The following is a 17,312-nucleotide window of genomic DNA, read 5'->3' as shown; positions in this document are numbered from 1 at the left end:
GGGGAGGGGGTGGGGGAGGGTACTGGTATCCGTGTCCCCAGAAGGACTCCCTGACGACCGGGTTTTATTATCTTGGCGAGGATTTGCTGGCGGATTATCGTAGGGCCGGCGGCAGCACGACTCTGATTGGCAACTACGTGTATGTCAACGGAGAGCGGATCGCCAAGTTTGAAGGTGGCAGCATACAGGATGTCGATTATTATTTGACGGATCATTTGGGGTCGGTGGTGGCGCAGGTGGATCACGCCGGGACGGTCAGGGTGCGGGATTTGTATCGGCCTTGGGGGGAGAAGCTGTACAGCACGGTATCGGGGAATCGGGAGAACCAGTTTCAGTACACGGGTCAGTATCAGGATCAGGAACTGAGCCGGGAATTGGCGTATTATGGGAGGCGGTACTACGATCCTGGGCTGAGGGTATTCACGAGTGTGGATCCGAAGTGGGCTCAGGATCCGGGGACAGGGTCGTACGTGTACTGCCGGAATAATCCGGTGAGGTATGTGGATCCGGACGGCGGGGCTACCGAACTGGCGGCTAAAGTTGCCCAAATGGTCGGCTTTGCGACGATTGCAGCAACGGCTGGTTTGCTTACTTACAGCCAAAATCCCGAGGCATTCAATAGTGTCGGTGACGCAATCGCGCAGACCGCCGTTAAGTTAAGTCCAGGTTTGACGGCGCAGACAGTGGGTACAGCGCTTTTGGTCGGCGCTACTATTGCTCCCCAGCTCCTTTTGGCAGAACAGTCAGAGGCGCCGGGTGCTGACAAGAACCCCAATCCAAACGGCCGTAAGGGTGACGAAGCGCACCAGCAGGGAGTAAAAGACGCAGCAGAGAGGGCCCGTTCAGAATTACCGGACGCTGAGGTCAAGACTGAAGGCAAGATAAACACTCCAGGTGGTGTGAAGCCAGCCCGTTGGGGAGATGTGGTTGCATACGATGTCCATGGCCGTCCCATCAAGGCGTGGCAAGTGGGTAGGACGCTGCGGGATGGTTCAACACCGGTCAGTCGCGAGAGGGCCGCTAACAATGACATGAGCTCCGATAGACACGCTCGGGTGTACTCCGGAGGGCACGGTGAAGACGGATCGTGCTTGGCATATTCAGCTCCACTTTTTCTGTATGTAACCTCGCTGCAGACGGGAGGTTCATCAGCAGCGGAAGAAGTACTCGGACGACCGGCCAAACGCTATACGACTAATCCCACTTGCCCCCGTGTCGTTTTTGAGAATCCACCGCAAGGCGATAGGCAGGCGGCCTGCCATCGTGCGCCGGGTCATCTCGTGGAATTCGATTTTGGTAGCGGGGGCAGGATTTGAACCTGCGACCTTCGGGTTATGAGCCCGACGAGCTACCAGACTGCTCCACCCCGCGATCAGGTCTGAGAGTATACCCCCTCAGGATTACCGTGTCAAGCTATTCTGGAGCTTTTGACACGGCATTCTCCCGCCGTCGATCCATTCGCAATAGAGATACCTTCAACGCGGGCGGGGTGACAAGGGTAGTGACAATAACCATAATAACCACCGCCGAGTAGGTGCTGGCAGTCACTACCGGCTCGCCGTCAAGCATCAGCCGGGCCCCGATACCGGCGAAAATCAGCCCAACCTCGCCGCGAGGAATCATCCCCAGACCGATCGAAAGGCGGTCGATCCCCTTTTCGAAAATCGCCAGTCCGCAGACCTGTTTTCCGATTATAGCGGCTATCGTCATTACCGCAGCGAATCCGAGAATCTCAAAGTGGCCGAATGTGGTCAGGTCGACCGCCATCCCCATCGAAACGAAAAATATCGGCACCAGAAACGTGCCAATGGGCGCCACCAGCTCTTCGATACCGTGCTCGCCTGACTCGCTGAACTCGCGATACTGGACTTCGTCCAATATCAGTCCCGCGGCGAAAGCGCCCACAATCGGCGCCAGCCCGGCCTTTCCGGCCAGAAAAGACAAGAGGAAACAGACCAGCAAGCAGAAGGAGAGGAAAATCCCTTTACCCTTCAGTCGAAATCCGAACTTGAAGTAATGGGGGAGAATGAAGGATCCAATCACAATTGCCCCGGCGATGAAAGCCACCGCCTTGGCGATGATCCAAACTACCTGTTCCATGCTGATACTGTCACCGGATCCGCTCGCCGCAGCGCTGATAATCCCGCTGACTACCGCCAGTATCACAAGGCCGAGGACATCGTCGATAACCGCCGCCCCGAGAATAATGCGCGCTTCCTTGGAATCCATCTTGCCGAGGTCTTTGAGCACGCGGGCGGTGATTCCCACCGAAGTCGCGGTCAGGGTAGCCCCTATGAAAACATGCACCAAAGTGCTTTCGTCGGGCAAAAACAACAGCCCTACACCCCAGCCGAGGAAGAAGGGCGCGACGACGCCAAATGTCGCCACCAGGAACGACGCCACCCCCACGCCCATCATCTCTTTTACGGTGGTCTCAAGTCCGACCTCAAAGAGCAGAATGATAACGCCTAACTGAGCCAGAATCTCGAGAGTGATGTCATGTTTGAACGGTTCGAGGGCATCGATGCCGATCAGGTGCAAATTGCCGATAATCATCCCCAGCACCAGTTCGCCCAGCACCGCCGGCTGGCCGAAACGCTCGAACACGTCCCCGCCGAGTTTTGCCGCAAGCAGAATTACTATCAGTGCCAGGAGCACTTCCAGCACCTGACCACCGTGATTAGCCTCGGATGAGCCAGCGGCGTTTTCGCTCGACCAGGAAGCGCCGAACACAACGGCATACAGGCTGAATACCGCCAGGATGGAAATGAGAATCAGGGAGCGACGAGATGTCAGTATTCGCAACACTACCTCTCCGGATAAGTCGTTCAGAGGCCGAGTGTTCGGCCAGGACAAAAGTAAGGTCGTGACGGGCGGCAGGCAAGTGGTAACGGGCCGAATTTCTGCCGGTCGGATCCGCCGTGGGCTGCCGCTCCGCCCCAGCTTCAGAATTCGGCAGGCTTACCGAAAATTAGAATGATATCAGTCGGGATCGCGTAGCCCGTAAACAGAGAGACACAACGATATGCTTTTTTTAGTCGGAGCAGCGGTGGTAATCGGCTGCGTGCTGGGCGGGTTCATGTGGCACGGGGGCCAGCCCCTCGCCCTCAACCAACCCAATGAGGTCCTTATAATTGGAGGTGCGGCTTTAGGCTCGCTTATAATTGCGGCCCCGCTGTCGGTGCTCAAAGCCCTGATCGCCCAGCTTCTGGGCGTGCTCAAGGGGTCCAGTTTCAGCAAAAAGGACTATCTCAACCTGCTGGTCATGATGTACGAAATTTTCAATGTCGCTCGGCGCGACGGTCTGGTCGGACTGGAAAACCATATCGAGCACCCCCACGAAAGCGAAATCCTGAAACGGTATCCCAAATTCCTCGCGAATCACCATGCGGTCGATTTCTTCTGCGACACCATGCGAGTTATCATCTCCGGTTCGGTCCAGCCACATGATCTCGAGGAGCTGATGGAATCCGATCTCCAGGTCGCCCACAACGACGAAATGCGGGGGCCGTCGGCGCTGGCCACGATCGCGGACTCGCTCCCCGGACTGGGTATTGTTGCTGCCGTGCTGGGCATTGTCATTACCATGGCCAGTCTCAACGCAGGCCCCGAAGTTATCGGCCGCAATGTCGCGGCCGCCCTGGTGGGAACATTTCTTGGGGTGCTTGCCTGCTACGGCTTTGTCGGGCCGCTCGCCAACAGCCTGAAAGCTCGGGTCGATGAAAACGCCCAGTACATCGGTCTTATGAAGCACGCCTTGCTTTCATTCCATAAAGGAGTGGCTGGGGTGATCGCAGTCGAATTCGCTCGCCGGACGCTTTTTGCCGATGTCCGCCCCGGTTTCCTCGAACTCGAAGCTGCCTGCAACGAGGCCAAGAGAAAGTAAGCCCGTGGCCGCAGATAACGATCAACAGCCGATCATAATCCGGCGCAAGAAAGTAGCCCACGGGGGGCATCACGGCGGCTCCTGGAAAGTGGCCTTTGCCGATTTCATGACCGCCATGATGGCGTTCTTCCTCGTTATGTGGCTGGTGGGGCAATCCGACCGGGTGAAAGAGGCCGTCGCGGGCTACTTCCGCGATCCGGGCAAGTACCAGAAACAGGGGAAATCGGGCGCTCTGCAAGGCTCCGACGCCATGATCCCCACGATGAATGAGCCGTCATCAGTAGTTGAGCCGCCCACGGATGAAGAGTCCGCGGGGAAAGATGAGACCGATAAGCTGGAACTGGTCGCCAAAGAGATTCTGGAAGAACTTCAGAAGCACGAGGAATTCGATCGCCTGAAGAAGAACATAAAGCTACAGATGACCGCCGAAGGCCTTCGGATCATCCTGAACGAATCCGAGGATTCCCCCGCCTTTTTCGAACCCGGCTCGGCCAAGCTGCTGCAGAAGAGCGCCATAATCCTGGTGACTATCGCTCGCGAACTGGGCCAGTTAGAAAACCGGATCGTCGTTGAGGGCCATACCGACCGTAGCGGCTCGAATGAGGGGGAATACTCAAACTGGGAGCTGTCCGCCGATCGGGCCAACTCCGCGCGCCAGTTGATGGAGGTGTCCGGCCTTTATGACGGCCAGGTCCGCGAGGTGCGCGGATTTGCCGATAAGTTCCCGATGCTGGCGGATCGTCCGCAGGACCCGCGCAACAGGAGGGTGTCGCTGGTAGTGCTATATCGCGAACGGGAAAAAATGTACGACCAGCTCGAAGTTGGCCATGATTTGATGTCCAAACTTTAAGGCTGCATTGTTATTGGCGATGAGGCCGAATTCACGTATATTCGGCCCAGAAAAGTAAACGACACCACCCCGGTCCAAACGGCCCCGGGGTTTTTGGCGTTGGAGTGATTGCCGCGCATGAACGACAAGACCGCTACTTTGACAGCGACCGGCGACCGCACACTTGACAGAATCATACGTCTCTGGCAGCAACATCCGGCGTTCCTTGAGCTAAAGACCCAGCTCGCCATGCCAGGCCGGCAGGTGCTCAGTGTCTCAGGACTTGCCGGATCGTCCGAGGCTTTCCTGCTCCGTGCGCTGACTGGCGTATCCTCACGGCCCATACTCGTAGTTACCGAGGGTCCGGATGAAGCCGCCGATCTCTATGACGATCTTCAGTTCTTGATGGGCGCGGGCGGGGTCGGTCACTTTCCAGCCCGCCAGATACTGCCATACGATTTCCGCGCGCCGGTCGGCGAGATCATGGGGCAGCGCATTTCCACTTTGGCAGGTCTTCTGGACGGTCGAATTAGTGTAGTAATCTGCCCGCTTCGTGCTCTGATGGAACCAACCATTCCGCCCAATGAGCTCCGCTCCGGGCGGATCGCCATTCGCGCGGGTGCAGAGACCGATCCCGATGAGCTCGTGCGCCGCCTGGTGCGGTTTGGATTCCGACGGGTCGCTCTGGTCGAAGAGGTAGGAGATTTCGCGCATCGCGGCGGGCTGATCGATTTCTTCACGCCCGACTCAGACGCGCCGGTCAGGGTCGAATTCTACGGCAACGAAGTCGACACCATCCGCCAGTTCGATGTCGCCACGCAGCGCACCAGTGGCCGCCTTGACCAGGTGCAGGTACTGCCGAAACGCGAGATTCCGATCACACAAGAAACTCTTGAGAAATATCTGGACCGCCTTCCCGGTGATGACGCCGAGTACATACGCCACCGGTATGTCAACGACCCGGAACTGCCCGGTCTCGAATGGCTGGCCGTGCTGTTCGGGCTGCCCCAGGGAAACCTGCTCGACTTCCTGCCGGATACGTCCCTGATTCATACTTGCGGGGCAGATCTGCTCCGGGATGCCGCCTACAAAGTGATGGCCGAGGCGGCCGGCCTTCGCGAGCGACTCCGGAGCCGACTCGAATCATTGCCCCAGCCGGACCAGTACTATGTTGTGCCGGACAAACTGTTCGATCGGCTGAATCACTATTCGCAAATCGACCGCGTCCCGTTCAAGGGGGGCAAAAGCGAGACAATTACTTTCGGCTGCACGCATCACCCGGCGCTGGGCTCCCGATTGGATCTGTTGGCCGCTGAACTCCGCAAATACGAACGCGCCGGAACGACCTATCTAATTGCAGTCGACTCTGAGAATCAGGCGGAGCGCCTCAAGGAACTGATAGCTGATAAGGGGGACGCCGAGCTTCAGCCGGTGGTCGAAGTTGCCAACCTCACCGGCGGGTTTGTTTGCGCCGACGCCGGTATTGCGATTCTCACCGATCACGAGATCTTCGGACGGCATCACCGTCGCCTGCGCCGCAAGAAGTTCAAAGAAGGGGTGGCGATCTCGGATTACACGGCACTCGAAGCCGGCGATTACGTGGTTCACACCGAGTTCGGCATCGCGAAGTATCTCGGCCTTCAAACGCTGACAGTCGATAACCGCAACCGCGATTGCCTGCTGCTCGGTTACGCCAACAACGACAAGCTGTACGTCCCGATCGAGGAATTCAACCGCGTCTCGAAATACGCGGGAAAAGAGGGCGCTCCGCAGTTAACCCAGCTTGGTGGCCCCGGCTGGGATAAGCTCAAGAAGAGATCGCAGCGGGCTATCGAGGAGATGGCCGAGGACCTTATCAAGCTCTACGCCGAGCGGATGTCCAAGAAGGGGCACTCGTTCGGCGAGGACACGGTCTGGCTCAAGCAGCTCGAAGCGTCGTTCCCGTTCGAGGAGACGCCGGATCAGGACAAAGCCATTGAGGATGTCAAGCGCGACATGGCCGGCGAGCGACCGATGGATCGTCTGGTGTGCGGCGATGTCGGGTACGGCAAGACCGAAGTCGCGGTGCGGGCGGCGTTCAAGGCTATCGATGCCGGCAAACAGGTGGCCGTGCTGGTGCCGACAACGATTCTCGCGCAGCAGCACTTCGCAACGTTCTCGGAGCGATTCAGCGACTTTCCCGTTAAGATCGCGTTGCTCTCGCGGTTTCGTACTCGACAGCAGCAAGAGGAGACGGTCGAACTGCTCGCGCAGGGCAAAGTCGATCTCGTGATTGGTACGCACCGCCTACTCTCTGAGGATGTTGCTTTCCACGATCTCGGCCTGCTTGTAATCGACGAAGAGCACCGGTTCGGGGTCAAACACAAGGAGAAACTGCGCAAGCTCAAGTCGACTGTTGACACGCTGGTGATGACCGCCACGCCGATACCGCGCACCATGCAGATGTCCCTGATCGGCGTACGCGACATGAGCCTGATTGCCACGTCGCCGAAGGATCGGCTGCCGATTATCACCGAGATTGTCGAATTCGATCCGGCGATTATCGCTACGGCGATCCTGCGCGAGATCGACCGCGGCGGGCAAGTGTTTTTCGTGCATAACCGGGTGCAAACAATCGACGCGATGTATCATTATGTGAAGAAGCACTTGCCTCAAGTGGAGATTGCAGTCGCCCACGGGCAGATGCACGAGCGCTCGCTCGAGGGCGTCATGCTGGCGTTTCTTTCGGGGCGGTTCGACGTGCTCATGTGCACGTCGATTATCGAATCCGGTCTCGACATGGCCAATGTCAACACAATCATAATCAATCGGGCTGACCGGTTCGGCCTGGCGCAGCTCTATCAGTTGCGAGGCAGAGTCGGCCGCTCGGCCCGGCGCGCCTATGCCTATCTGATGACCCCACAGACGCGGCTGATGACCCGCGATGCGGTCAAGCGGCTGCGCGCGCTCGAAGCGCACTCCGATCTCGGCGCCGGATTCGCGCTGGCCATGCGCGATCTGGAAATCCGCGGCGCGGGCACGATCCTGGGGGCGAAACAGTCGGGCTTCATCGAAGAGCTGGGGTATGATCTGTATCAGAAGCTGCTCGAGGAAGCTATCGCCCGGCTTAAGGGTTCCGAGATTCCCAAACTGCCGGAGACACGGCTCGAAACCGATATCGAAATCTACCTGCCGGACACCTATGTCAATGACAACGAACACAAAGTAGATATCTATCGCCGTCTCGCGGGAAGTCGGACCCTCGACGATGTGGAGAAGATTCGCGAGGAAGTGATCGATCGTTTCGGCCGCCCGCCGGTCTCTGCCGTGAACTTGTTTGAGGCGACCGCGGTGAAAGTGGCGGCGTCAGCATTGGAAATCGAGCGGGTGAAGATCAGATTCGGGATGGTCAATCTGTTTTTTACAAAAGAGCGCAAGCTAACGCGCCAGGAGGTGGAGAACTTCCGCCGCGCGACCGACAAGCCACTCCAGTTTTCTCTGATCGGTGATCCACGAATTGACCTGGACCTATCTCAGGTGGCAGAGCACGAACGCCTGGCGTATTTGCGTAGCGTGCTGGGGAGGGTGTGAGACGGGGCATCCGCAACACGCTTAACCTGAGCGGCAGGCCTCCGTGCCTGCCGGGGTTAGGAAGCGACAGCGATCGCTCTCGTAATTATCTACTGACAGTCCGGCAGACCCAGCGACTGGCCGGTGATAAATAGATAGTCGATCAGAAGTGTAATGTCGCCGATGGAGACATCGCCGCAAGTCGGATTGCCGCCACCTGACTGATTTACATCGGCTTCGGCGAGGCACGCGATAAAGCCGTCGCAAGTAAGCGAAATGAACTTGGCGTCAATCATGATTGTGACATCGCCAATTGTGGGTTCGTCCCCGCCTATCCCGTTGGCGTCACCGACTCGACCCGAGCAGCATAGGTCATGCTTGGTCCAGCGTGCTATATGCGGTGTTGCTTTGCCACCTGCGATCGCAAATTGCCCACCCACGATCAGGGCGTTGTCAAACGCGAGCAATGCATCTACTTCGCCGTCAGTCCCGGATCCTAGGGGGGACCACACGGACCCATTCCAGGAAGCGATGTTCCTAGCAGAGCTTTCGCCTGCACGAGTGAAGTACCCACCGGCAATAAGTTTGTCTTCGTATACGGTCAGTGCGTAGACTTCCTGTGCTCGATCTCCTAAAATGACTTCGCCTATGCCCGATCCAAGCGCTGACCAAGTGCTTCCATCCCAGGCCGCTATGCCACTCGTCGTTACCCCGCCGGCACTTGTGATATCACCTCCCACGATCAATTCGCCATCGTATACGGCCAGAGCGTTTATCCGGTAATCTACCCCAGATCCCAGCGGGGACCAAGAGTTGCCATTCCAAGCTGCGATATTGCTTGCAGAGACTCCTCCCGCGGACGTGAAGTCCCCCCCTACGATAAGAGTGTTGTTGTATACTACTAACGCGTATGCCGGCGGCCAGTACGGCGAGCTTGGGACCAGTCCAGAACCTAAGGGTGCCCAGGATACCCCATTCCAGGCTGCTATGTAGTTGACGGGTTGTCCGCCTGCGGTCGTGAATAGTCCCGCAGCGATTACGCTACCATTGAAGAGAGCCAGCGCATAGACCTTCTGGTCTTGATAGCCGGGGGACGACTCGCCGACACCAGTTCCCAGCGCATACCAAGAGGCGCTGTTCCACGCGGCAACGTTGGTGGCACTCACACCTCCTGCGGTCTTGAAGCCTCCCCCCGCGACTAATGCAGGACCAAGCACGGTCAAAGCCCCCACTGTGGCCGAATCCCTGCCCAAAGAATCTACTCCAAACCCTAGTGCTGACCAACCAGACCCGTTCCATTTAGCTATACGTCTAGCAATGGTACCCCCGGCAACAGTGAATTTTCCCCCTGCAATTACACTATTGTCGTAGACTGCAAGAGATTGAACATTCATATTCAGCCAGTTGCCTGGCGATAACGTTGACCAAGACACTCCGTCCCATGCCGAGACGCCCGTAGAATTCACACTGCCGGAAGCGTCGAAGTATCCCCCCGCAATTAGCCTATTGTTGAAGACCGCCAGCGCAGTCACGGAACCATTCGTACCGGACCCAAGAGTAGCCCATGATGTCCCGTCCCACGCGGCAATCCCTTTGGCGCACGCACCACAAGTGTCCGTTCTGCTGCCACCGGCTACAAGTAACCCATTCCACGTTGTTAAGACATCAGTGTAAACGAAGACCCTTGGCCCCATGGCAGACCAGAATGAACCGTCCCAAGCTGCTAATCCCTCTGCCATGATGCCACCCGCAGTCACGAAGGTACCTGCGGCGATCAACCTGTCACCGTAGCTGGCTAAGCCGGAAACACCCGCATTGACCCCGGAGGAGAGATTCGCCCAAGTTGTTCCGTTCCACGCAGCCACATGACTTGCATTCACACCGCCGGCTACCGTGAAATCGCCGCCAGCGATGAGCCTATTGTCGTAGATGGCGAAAGCTCGGATTCTATTGTTAGTTCCCGGTCCCAAAGGATGCCAAGCTGATCCATCCCACGCTGCGGCGCGGCTTGCGTTAACATCTCCCGCTGTAGTAAACCTGCCGCCAGCGATCAACCTTTCGCCATAGACAGCCAAGGCGAAGACATCGTCATTCATTCCGCTCCCCAGCGCTGACCACGACGTACCATCCCAGGCAGCTATTTTGTTGGCGCTAACGCCTCCCGCGTTACGAAAATATCCCCCGGCAAACAGCGTGTCATTATGCACGACCAGCGCCTTGACCCTGTTGTCAGTGCCTGTGCCAAGACTTGACCAGGAAACTCCGTCCCATGCCGCAATGTTCTGTGCTACTATGCCCCCTGCCACGGTAAAATTGCCGCCCACAATGAGCCTTCCATCGTAGACAGCTAACGCGTACACGGTTCCGTTAACTCCCGGAATGGATGGTGATAGGCTATTGTCCCAGTAAATATCATCGGGATCATCCGTGGGCAAAGGACTGGACGGGGCGTGAACCATCGATTCCCCTGCTGGCGTAAAAAGATCTGCGTCGTCCCCGTCGGATTCGAGATATATGGCATCGCTTCGGGCACATGAACTGGACCCAATCAGCCAGGTCATTAGTAATAGAACAGGGAAGTATGCCGTCTGACCAGATGGCTTCAGTGCTCTCATTAAGTTTTCCTGCTTCTGTGGGACCGTTAGTGTCCCGTGATTGAGTATAGCCCTCTTGCCAGAATCTGTCAAGGGCAAATGTGTTTTGCATCATGCGTTTCGGCCACCGTCGGCGTTGCCGCTCTGAAAAGAATTCAGGGTCTTCCCTGGCTCTTCACTTCGCACCGCACTTCCTGGAGCAATGGCTAAGGATCGCATCTTGCCTTCTGTCCCCTACCCCGTTACATTCCACCAGCATCTAACTAACCATTGTTGCACTGGAGTCAGAATGAAGCTTATTACTTACGCAGCCCTGTTGCTTTCCGTACTCACCGCCTGCACCCAAAAAACCGAACAGGCCAAAACCTCACGCCCCGCGCAGGCGGAGACATCGATTATCCTCTCCGGCGAGGAGCACTTCGCCAATCTCAAACAGCTCACCTTCGGCGGGCAGAACGCCGAGGCGTATTTCTCCCACGACGGCACCGAGCTGATCTTCCAGTCCACGCGTGACTCACTCCAGTGCGACGCGGTCTTCAGGATGTCCGCCGACGGCTCCAATGTCCGCATGGTCTCCAGCGGCAAGGGGTCGACCACTTGTTCGTTTATCGCCCCCGACGGCAAGTCGATTATTTACGCGTCGACTCATCTCGGCGGCGATTCTTGCCCGCCCCGGCCGGATATGTCACGCGGCTACACCTGGGCGCTCTACGACAGCTACGACATCTTCAAGGCTGATCCCGACGGCTCCAATATCGTCCGCCTGACCGAAACGCCGGGTTACGATGCTGAATGTGTTTTATCGCCACGGGGCGACATGATACTGTTTACCTCGGTGCGCGACGGCGATCTCGACATTTACATGATGAACCCTGACGGCACTGGGGTCGAGCGGCTGACGCATGAGATCGGCTACGACGGCGGCGCGTTCTCTTCGCTCGACGGCCAATCGATCTGCTGGCGGGCGTCGCGACCGGGCGGAGAAGAGTTGACTGATTATCTGAGCTTGCTCAAAGAAGGCCTGATCCGCCCCGGCAAGCTGGAAATCTACATGATGAATCTGAAGGATCGTGAGCCGGTTCAACTGACAAGCAACGGCGCGGCCAATTTCGGGCCGTATTTTCACCCCGATGGCAGGCGGATCGTTTTCGCTTCCAACATGGGTGACCCGCGCGGCCGGAATTTCGATTTGTACATGGTCGATATCGCCACCAAGCAGGTCGAGCAGATTACGCATTACGGTGAGTTCGACGGCTTCCCGATGTTTTCGCACGACGGGAAGAAGCTGGTGTTTGCGTCGAACCGCAACGGCAGCCAGCCGGGGGAGACGAATATCTTCATTGCTGATTGGGTGGAGTGAGACTCGTTTGTGCGCAACAGACCATGCGGACGAGTTTGCTACGAGTCGGCAGATGAGGGCATCTGCCGGGCACGGCAATCGTCGGCGCGGTCACAGACCGAAGGCCGTCTGCGTCACGATGTGACCGCACTGACCTACCCGTTTTCAGAATCCGCCGTTGGCGGTTTTGATCACGGTCCCCGCTGTGCCGACCGCCCATCCGAGACTCTCGTCGATGTAGAACAAATCAGTCAGTATCTGGCTCACCCCGGACTCCTGCTCCACCCAGGTCACGCCGCCATCGTCGCTTCGATAGATCGACCCATCGATACCGGTCACCCAGCCGCGCTGCCGATTGGCAAACACGATATCAAGCAACAGCACATCACCGAGGCTGTCGCGTGGCTGCCAGGTTGCGCCGCCATTGACAGTGTAGATGACCAGGCCGTCGGCGCCGGCGGCCCACCCGGTGGGGTTGTCGACAAACGACACCGCTCGCAGATCGGAAAGCGTGCCGGAGCTCTGTGATACCCAGGTGATGCCGCCGTCGCCGGTGTGCAGAATCGTGCCATGGTTGCCTGACACCCAGCCGGTTTGCTGGTCGAGAAAATCCAGGCCGGTCAGATCCTGACCCGTTGGGGTCGGCCGTTTGCTCCAGGTGCGGCCGCTGTCGGCCGTCCGCAGAATTACTCCTCCGGCTCCGATCACCCAGCCATGGGCCGAATCGGCAAAAAGTACGTCACGAAGATTGGACCCTGCTCCAATAGGCAGTCCGGTGATCCTATTCCATGTTTTGCCGCTGTCGGCTGTGATGAAAATGGCGGCCGAGTCGCCGACCACCACGCAGCGTGCGGGGTCGGTAGAAGCGATACCGCCAAAACGGGCCGGGGATTGGTCGAGTGCACGGGTCCAGACCTCGCCTCCGTCGGAGCTACGGTAGACTACTCCGTGGTGTCGTTCCACGCCGACACCGCCCCACCAGCCGGAGGCCCAGCCGGTCTCGGAATCGCTGAAATGCACGCCCTCGAGAGTTACATCGAGGCGATTTATGCCGTACGCTGCCCACGATGACAGGCTGAGAAAACAGGGAACTATCGCGCGGGAGTTCGGCAGGTCAGGGGAATTCACCACGAGACTGTCAATGTACAGTCCCGCGTTAAGGCCGGTGATGTCAACAGAAACAGCGACCGTATCCGGCATTTGCCCCGAATTGGAGCTGATCAGCAGCCACGGCGCGGCGGTTTCAATTGTGTAGTCGGCGGAATCGACGCCAAAATTGGCGATTATCAGTTCCTGGGCGGGGGGAGTCTGCCCACCGGCCAGGGTTGCGAAAGTCATTTGCAGGGGGGAGAGGTTCACCCGGTTCAGCACCCGCAAACGCACCACCAGAGGGATCGGGCTGTTGGTGGCCGTGGTCTGCTCGACCATGATTGTATCCTCATAGTCCCCGGCGGCGAGCGCAGTTGAAATCACGGTCACGAATACCGTATCGGTGCCGCGCGGGCCGATTCTAATCCAGTCGGCGTCGGTATACGCGGTCCATTGAGATGACGGTCGCTTCTCGAAGATAACGTTCACTTTCTGCTGGGCCGGGTTGGGGTTCGATCCTGACCAGGCCGTAAACTCCAGGACGGGGTCGGTCACCGCGAGAATGCGCTCCCGCGAACTGGTGCCGTTCTCGGAACAGCCGAGTACGGCGAAAATCAAAAGCGCGGCAATTAGGGTGGTAAGGGTGTGTTTCATGGTCCTCGTTGGGGCGTCATTCGACCGGGGCGCCGCTACGGTCAAATTACGGTGCCCACGCTAATGACGCAACAACGGGACGATTGTTGGGTGCGAGTTGCCGGCCAGGATTCCGATGGGCGAGGTTGTATATCCACGACGCGTGAAATGGCTTAAACGGTCACGTTAACGCTACCATTCCTCACTCCGGCGGCATTGCAAACGCGCAACGGTTTGCTCAGCGCCGGAAGGCATTGGGTATGGTGAAAACCCCCTATTGCCGCCCGTAAATCCTTGTCCATCCGGATACTGACCGTGGGATCGGGATCTGCCCAAAGTCCGAACAGGGACGGCACAGGTTATGCTCGAACGGGGTCAGAGAGTGATGGCACAAGGAGAAGCGATGCTCGACGGGCGATACCAGCAGGGTTTTTCAGCGGAGCGGCTGGCCTCTACAAAAGAGCCGAAGGTCCGAACGGACGAACGGGGCTTTTACATTATGTCCCTTTCGGAAAACACCCGGGTTTATTTCGAGGACTTCTATAGCTTCCTTCGCTTGACCCATGACCGTGCCGCCGCCGCCCGTAAGGCGCTCGATGAGTGTATCGCCGCGACAGCCTCGGACAATACCGAGACGCTGGCGTACTACCACGCCAAGGGCGTAATTGTCGATCTTCTTATACGAACGATCCGCAGGTTCTACACCGACGGCTCCAATCTCGGTGTGATCATGACCCCCTGGTGCTTCGGGACCGTAGTGCTGGAAAAAGTGGAAGTCTACCGCGATCGCCTGGCGCGGGGCGAAGTACACGACCCCAACCTGGTCGGTTACACTTATGATGTAGTCCGTTATCTCGACGAAATCTACAAAGTAGTACTGCTCGAACTTTTTGACTTCCCGGAGAAGGCTTTCCAAATGCGCTGGCAGTATTCGGAAATCCTTCGCCGCTACTCCGGTATACTTGCCGATATAACCACCCGCCTCAATTCCGTGTTGGCCACGGTCAAGAATTTCGGTTCCTGACGCCTTGTTTCCTTTCATGTGCGCCCCCAGAAAGGCCGGAATACCCCCTGTTTCCGGCCTTTCGATTTGATTTCAAGGCGATATGATTTCGTGCCGATAATCAGATGACAGCGCTATCCTAAGGGAAAACCGGCCCGGCGGCCCGTTTACCCCGGACGCGCGTTCCGAAAGACTGGGCTATGTCGTCGACTCTAATCAAAAACCGGACCGAGCATCGGTTTATGCCCATTTACCTGGAATCCCTCCGGGTAGACTCGGTCTTGGATTTTGACCTGTACCTGAACGTCAACAACCAACTGGTACTGTACCGCTCGGCTAACCTGGCTTTCACCGATAGAACCCTTCGCAAGCTGGTGGACAACCGGGTAGAGCGGCTCTATGTCGCCTTCGAGAGCAAGAAGAATTACCAGCGGTACATCGAGAAGAACCTCGATAAGATCCTTGTTGACCCTAAGATCGACGAAGGCAAAAAGGCGAGTATCCTTTACGACACGTCGACCAACCTGGTTAAGGATGTGCTGAACAACCCCACGTACGGCGAGAACATCCAGCGCTCGAAAGACCTCGTCTCCCAGACCATAGACTTCATCCTGCGGGGGCGGGAAGCTTTTCACAACCTGCTCAAGATCACGTCGTTTGACTATTACACCTATACTCATTCGGTGAACGTCTGCACGTTCTCGATTGCGCTGGCTCAGCAGCTCGGCTTCAAAGACGAGGAATTCCTGCACGAGCTGGGAATCGGATCGCTGCTGCATGATGTCGGAAAGTCGCACATCTCCGATCGTATCTTGAATAAGCGCGGCTCGCTTACACCAATTGAATTCGAAATCATGAAGAAGCACCCCAAGTGGGGGGTGGAGATTCTCGAAGAGACCAACATGATTGAGACCGCGTCGCACTTTCCGATTCTGCAGCACCATGAACGCGGGGACCGTCGCGGCTACCCGTCCGGCCTGTCGCTCGACGAGATGCACGTCTACTCCAAAATCGTTGCGATTGCGGATTCGTTTGATGCCATGACCACCGACCGCGTATATCAGCATGCCATGGACTCGTATCCGGCCCTGAAGATCATGTTTTCGCTCAAAGGGGCGTACGACGAGCAGATTCTTCGCGCCTTCGTTGAGCTTATGGGGCCTTCAGGTTTGGTGGATGTTTGAGCCGGGCACGGTGAATACTGCAGTTTCACCCGACGGAATTCACGCATAACAAAAAATCCACTTGCAGCAATGAGTTCAGGGCATGGTGAAGAAACCGGGGGGTAGGCGAGGTTCCGCCTTAGGCTGACCGCCCACGGCTTGAATTTCTTAAGGTCAAGCGCCAGCTCCTCCTTCTCCGTATACTCGATAAACCCGAACAGGAGCAGGCAAATTGGCAGAACTGAAAACGAAAAAACATGAAGGCAGTGTCGACGAATTCCTCAGCAGGATCTCGGACGAGCAGCGCCGACAAGAGTGTCGCGAAATAGTCAAGCTTATGAAAGCCGCCACCGGAGAAGAGCCGAGCATGTGGGGAGATAGTATTGTGGGATTCGGCACCTTCCACTACAAGTACGCCAGTGGTCGTGAAGGCGATTGGTTTGTTACAGGTTTTTCGCCCAGAAAGCAGAACCTGACCATCTACCTGTTGACCGGATACGAAGGCCCCGCGCGCTTAATGAAGAAGCTGGGGAAATTCACGCACGGAAAGAGCTGCTTGTACGTGAAAAAGCTCGCCGACATCGATCTTTCGGTTCTTTCTGAGCTGATTCGGGATTCATTGGCAAGGATGGCGAAAACGGGCAAGTAGGCGGCGTGGTCCCAGTGTCGTGTCGGGATGGCAAGCATCCCCGCCTACGGTCTGTCGGGCAGGGTCGCCCGACCGCACAATAAAGTCAAGGCCGCGAGGCAGGGGGCCCCACGGCACATTGTGCCCCGCCATTTCCTGTTGTCCTTTACAGCCCGCAAAAGTATATTCGCCGATTATTTGGAGGCACGATGAGAGATGTGGTGAAATCCGACCGGGCACCGGCGGCGCTGGGGCCGTATTCGCAGGCGATTAAAGTCCGCGGTAGCACGGTGATCTATTGTGCGGGACAGGTCGCCCTCGACCCTACGACAGGAGCTTTGACAGGCGGCACCGCAGCCGAGCAGGCCCGCCAGGTGCTTGCAAATCTTAAGGCGGTAATCGAGGCAGCCGGGGCGCATCTTTCGGATGTCGCCAAAACCACCATATACCTGACCGACTTGAATGACTTTCAGGCAGTCAACGAAGTTTACGCGTCATTTTTCGTCTCGGACCCTCCGGCGCGCGCTACGATTCAGGTCGCCGGTTTGCCCAAGGGGGCGAAAGTCGAAATCGATGCTGTCGCGGTGCTGCCGTAGGGA

The 17,312-nt window shown here is 57.4% G+C and carries 12 protein-coding genes and 1 tRNA gene; 9 read left to right on the top strand and 4 right to left on the bottom strand.

Translation table 11 applies throughout. From position 1 onward, the window contains the following. Nucleotides 1–1,316: RHS repeat-associated core domain-containing protein (locus tag AB1772_08230; GenBank protein ID MEW5796336.1), on the top strand; the 1,316-nt coding region annotated here is incomplete at its 5' end. Here the strand turns inward: AB1772_08230 and AB1772_08225 are convergent. Together AB1772_08225 and AB1772_08220 are read right to left on the bottom strand one after the other, a co-directional pair. Continuing rightward, nucleotides 1,295–1,371 (bottom strand) — tRNA-Met (locus AB1772_08225). The two genes, AB1772_08230 and AB1772_08225, sit on opposite strands and share 22 nt — an antisense overlap. A 42-nt stretch (nucleotides 1,372–1,413) precedes the next feature. After that, nucleotides 1,414–2,808, bottom strand: coding sequence for a cation:proton antiporter (locus AB1772_08220; GenBank protein MEW5796335.1), 1,395 nt, complete (start codon nucleotides 2,806–2,808; stop codon nucleotides 1,414–1,416). A 217-nt stretch (nucleotides 2,809–3,025) separates the two neighbouring features. Between AB1772_08220 and motA the strand changes: the two genes are divergently transcribed. The 3 genes from motA (at nucleotide 3,026) to mfd (ending at nucleotide 8,285) form a co-directional block, all read left to right on the top strand. Beyond that, complete coding sequence (gene motA, locus AB1772_08215; GenBank protein MEW5796334.1) at nucleotides 3,026–3,886, top strand: flagellar motor stator protein MotA; 861 nt, start codon at nucleotides 3,026–3,028, stop codon at nucleotides 3,884–3,886. Nucleotides 3,887–3,890: 4 nt separating this feature from the next. Then, nucleotides 3,891–4,736, top strand: coding sequence for a flagellar motor protein MotB (locus AB1772_08210; protein MEW5796333.1), 846 nt, complete (start codon nucleotides 3,891–3,893; stop codon nucleotides 4,734–4,736). A 117-nt stretch (nucleotides 4,737–4,853) separates the two neighbouring features. Then, entirely contained in the window at nucleotides 4,854–8,285 is a 3,432-nt protein-coding gene (gene mfd, locus AB1772_08205; protein ID MEW5796332.1) for a transcription-repair coupling factor, read from the top strand. Nucleotides 8,286–8,374: 89 nt separating this feature from the next. Here mfd and AB1772_08200 read toward each other — a convergent pair whose 3' ends face one another. After that, nucleotides 8,375–8,776, bottom strand: a complete 402-nt coding sequence (locus AB1772_08200) for a hypothetical protein (GenBank protein ID MEW5796331.1) — start codon at nucleotides 8,774–8,776, stop codon at nucleotides 8,375–8,377. 2,371 nt (nucleotides 8,777–11,147) lie between these two features. On the opposite strand from AB1772_08200, the gene AB1772_08195 reads away from it, so the two are divergent. Continuing rightward, nucleotides 11,148–12,218: a hypothetical protein gene (locus tag AB1772_08195; GenBank protein ID MEW5796330.1), complete on the top strand. Its 1,071-nt coding sequence runs from the start codon at nucleotides 11,148–11,150 to the stop codon at nucleotides 12,216–12,218. A gap of 144 nt (nucleotides 12,219–12,362) precedes the next feature. Here AB1772_08195 and AB1772_08190 read toward each other — a convergent pair whose 3' ends face one another. Beyond that, the gene (locus AB1772_08190; protein ID MEW5796329.1) at nucleotides 12,363–13,940 is read right to left on the bottom strand and encodes a YCF48-related protein; all 1,578 of its coding nucleotides are present in this window, start codon (nucleotides 13,938–13,940) and stop codon (nucleotides 12,363–12,365) included. Nucleotides 13,941–14,322: 382 nt separating this feature from the next. On the opposite strand from AB1772_08190, the gene AB1772_08185 reads away from it, so the two are divergent. From AB1772_08185 to AB1772_08170, 4 genes are all read left to right on the top strand, one after another. Next, nucleotides 14,323–14,943, top strand: coding sequence for a hypothetical protein (locus AB1772_08185; protein ID MEW5796328.1), 621 nt, complete (start codon nucleotides 14,323–14,325; stop codon nucleotides 14,941–14,943). Between the two features lie 179 nt (nucleotides 14,944–15,122). Further along, nucleotides 15,123–16,106, top strand: a complete 984-nt coding sequence (locus AB1772_08180) for an HD-GYP domain-containing protein (protein MEW5796327.1) — start codon at nucleotides 15,123–15,125, stop codon at nucleotides 16,104–16,106. Nucleotides 16,107–16,317: 211 nt separating this feature from the next. Continuing rightward, nucleotides 16,318–16,734, top strand: a complete 417-nt coding sequence (locus tag AB1772_08175; GenBank protein ID MEW5796326.1) for a DUF1801 domain-containing protein — start codon at nucleotides 16,318–16,320, stop codon at nucleotides 16,732–16,734. 188 nt (nucleotides 16,735–16,922) lie between these two features. Next, complete coding sequence (locus tag AB1772_08170; protein ID MEW5796325.1) at nucleotides 16,923–17,309, top strand: Rid family detoxifying hydrolase; 387 nt, start codon at nucleotides 16,923–16,925, stop codon at nucleotides 17,307–17,309. The last annotated feature ends 3 nt before the right edge of the window (nucleotides 17,310–17,312 follow it).

It is taken from the genome of Candidatus Zixiibacteriota bacterium (assembly GCA_040752815.1).
Taxonomy (GTDB): Bacteria; Zixibacteria; MSB-5A5; order GN15; family FEB-12; genus JAGGTI01.
This window is presented reverse-complemented; position numbering and strand designations above follow the sequence as displayed.

Coding starts and splice junctions, on each gene's coding strand:
- motA (MEW5796334.1), top strand. CDS start 3,026: ATGCTTTTTTTAGTCGGAGCAGCGGTGGTAATCGGCTGCGTGCTGGGC.
- mfd (MEW5796332.1), top strand. CDS start 4,854: ATGAACGACAAGACCGCTACTTTGACAGCGACCGGCGACCGCACACTT.
- AB1772_08195 (MEW5796330.1), top strand. CDS start 11,148: ATGAAGCTTATTACTTACGCAGCCCTGTTGCTTTCCGTACTCACCGCC.
- AB1772_08190 (MEW5796329.1), bottom strand. CDS start 13,940: ATGAAACACACCCTTACCACCCTAATTGCCGCGCTTTTGATTTTCGCC.
- AB1772_08185 (MEW5796328.1), top strand. CDS start 14,323: ATGCTCGACGGGCGATACCAGCAGGGTTTTTCAGCGGAGCGGCTGGCC.
- AB1772_08180 (MEW5796327.1), top strand. CDS start 15,123: ATGTCGTCGACTCTAATCAAAAACCGGACCGAGCATCGGTTTATGCCC.
- AB1772_08170 (MEW5796325.1), top strand. CDS start 16,923: ATGAGAGATGTGGTGAAATCCGACCGGGCACCGGCGGCGCTGGGGCCG.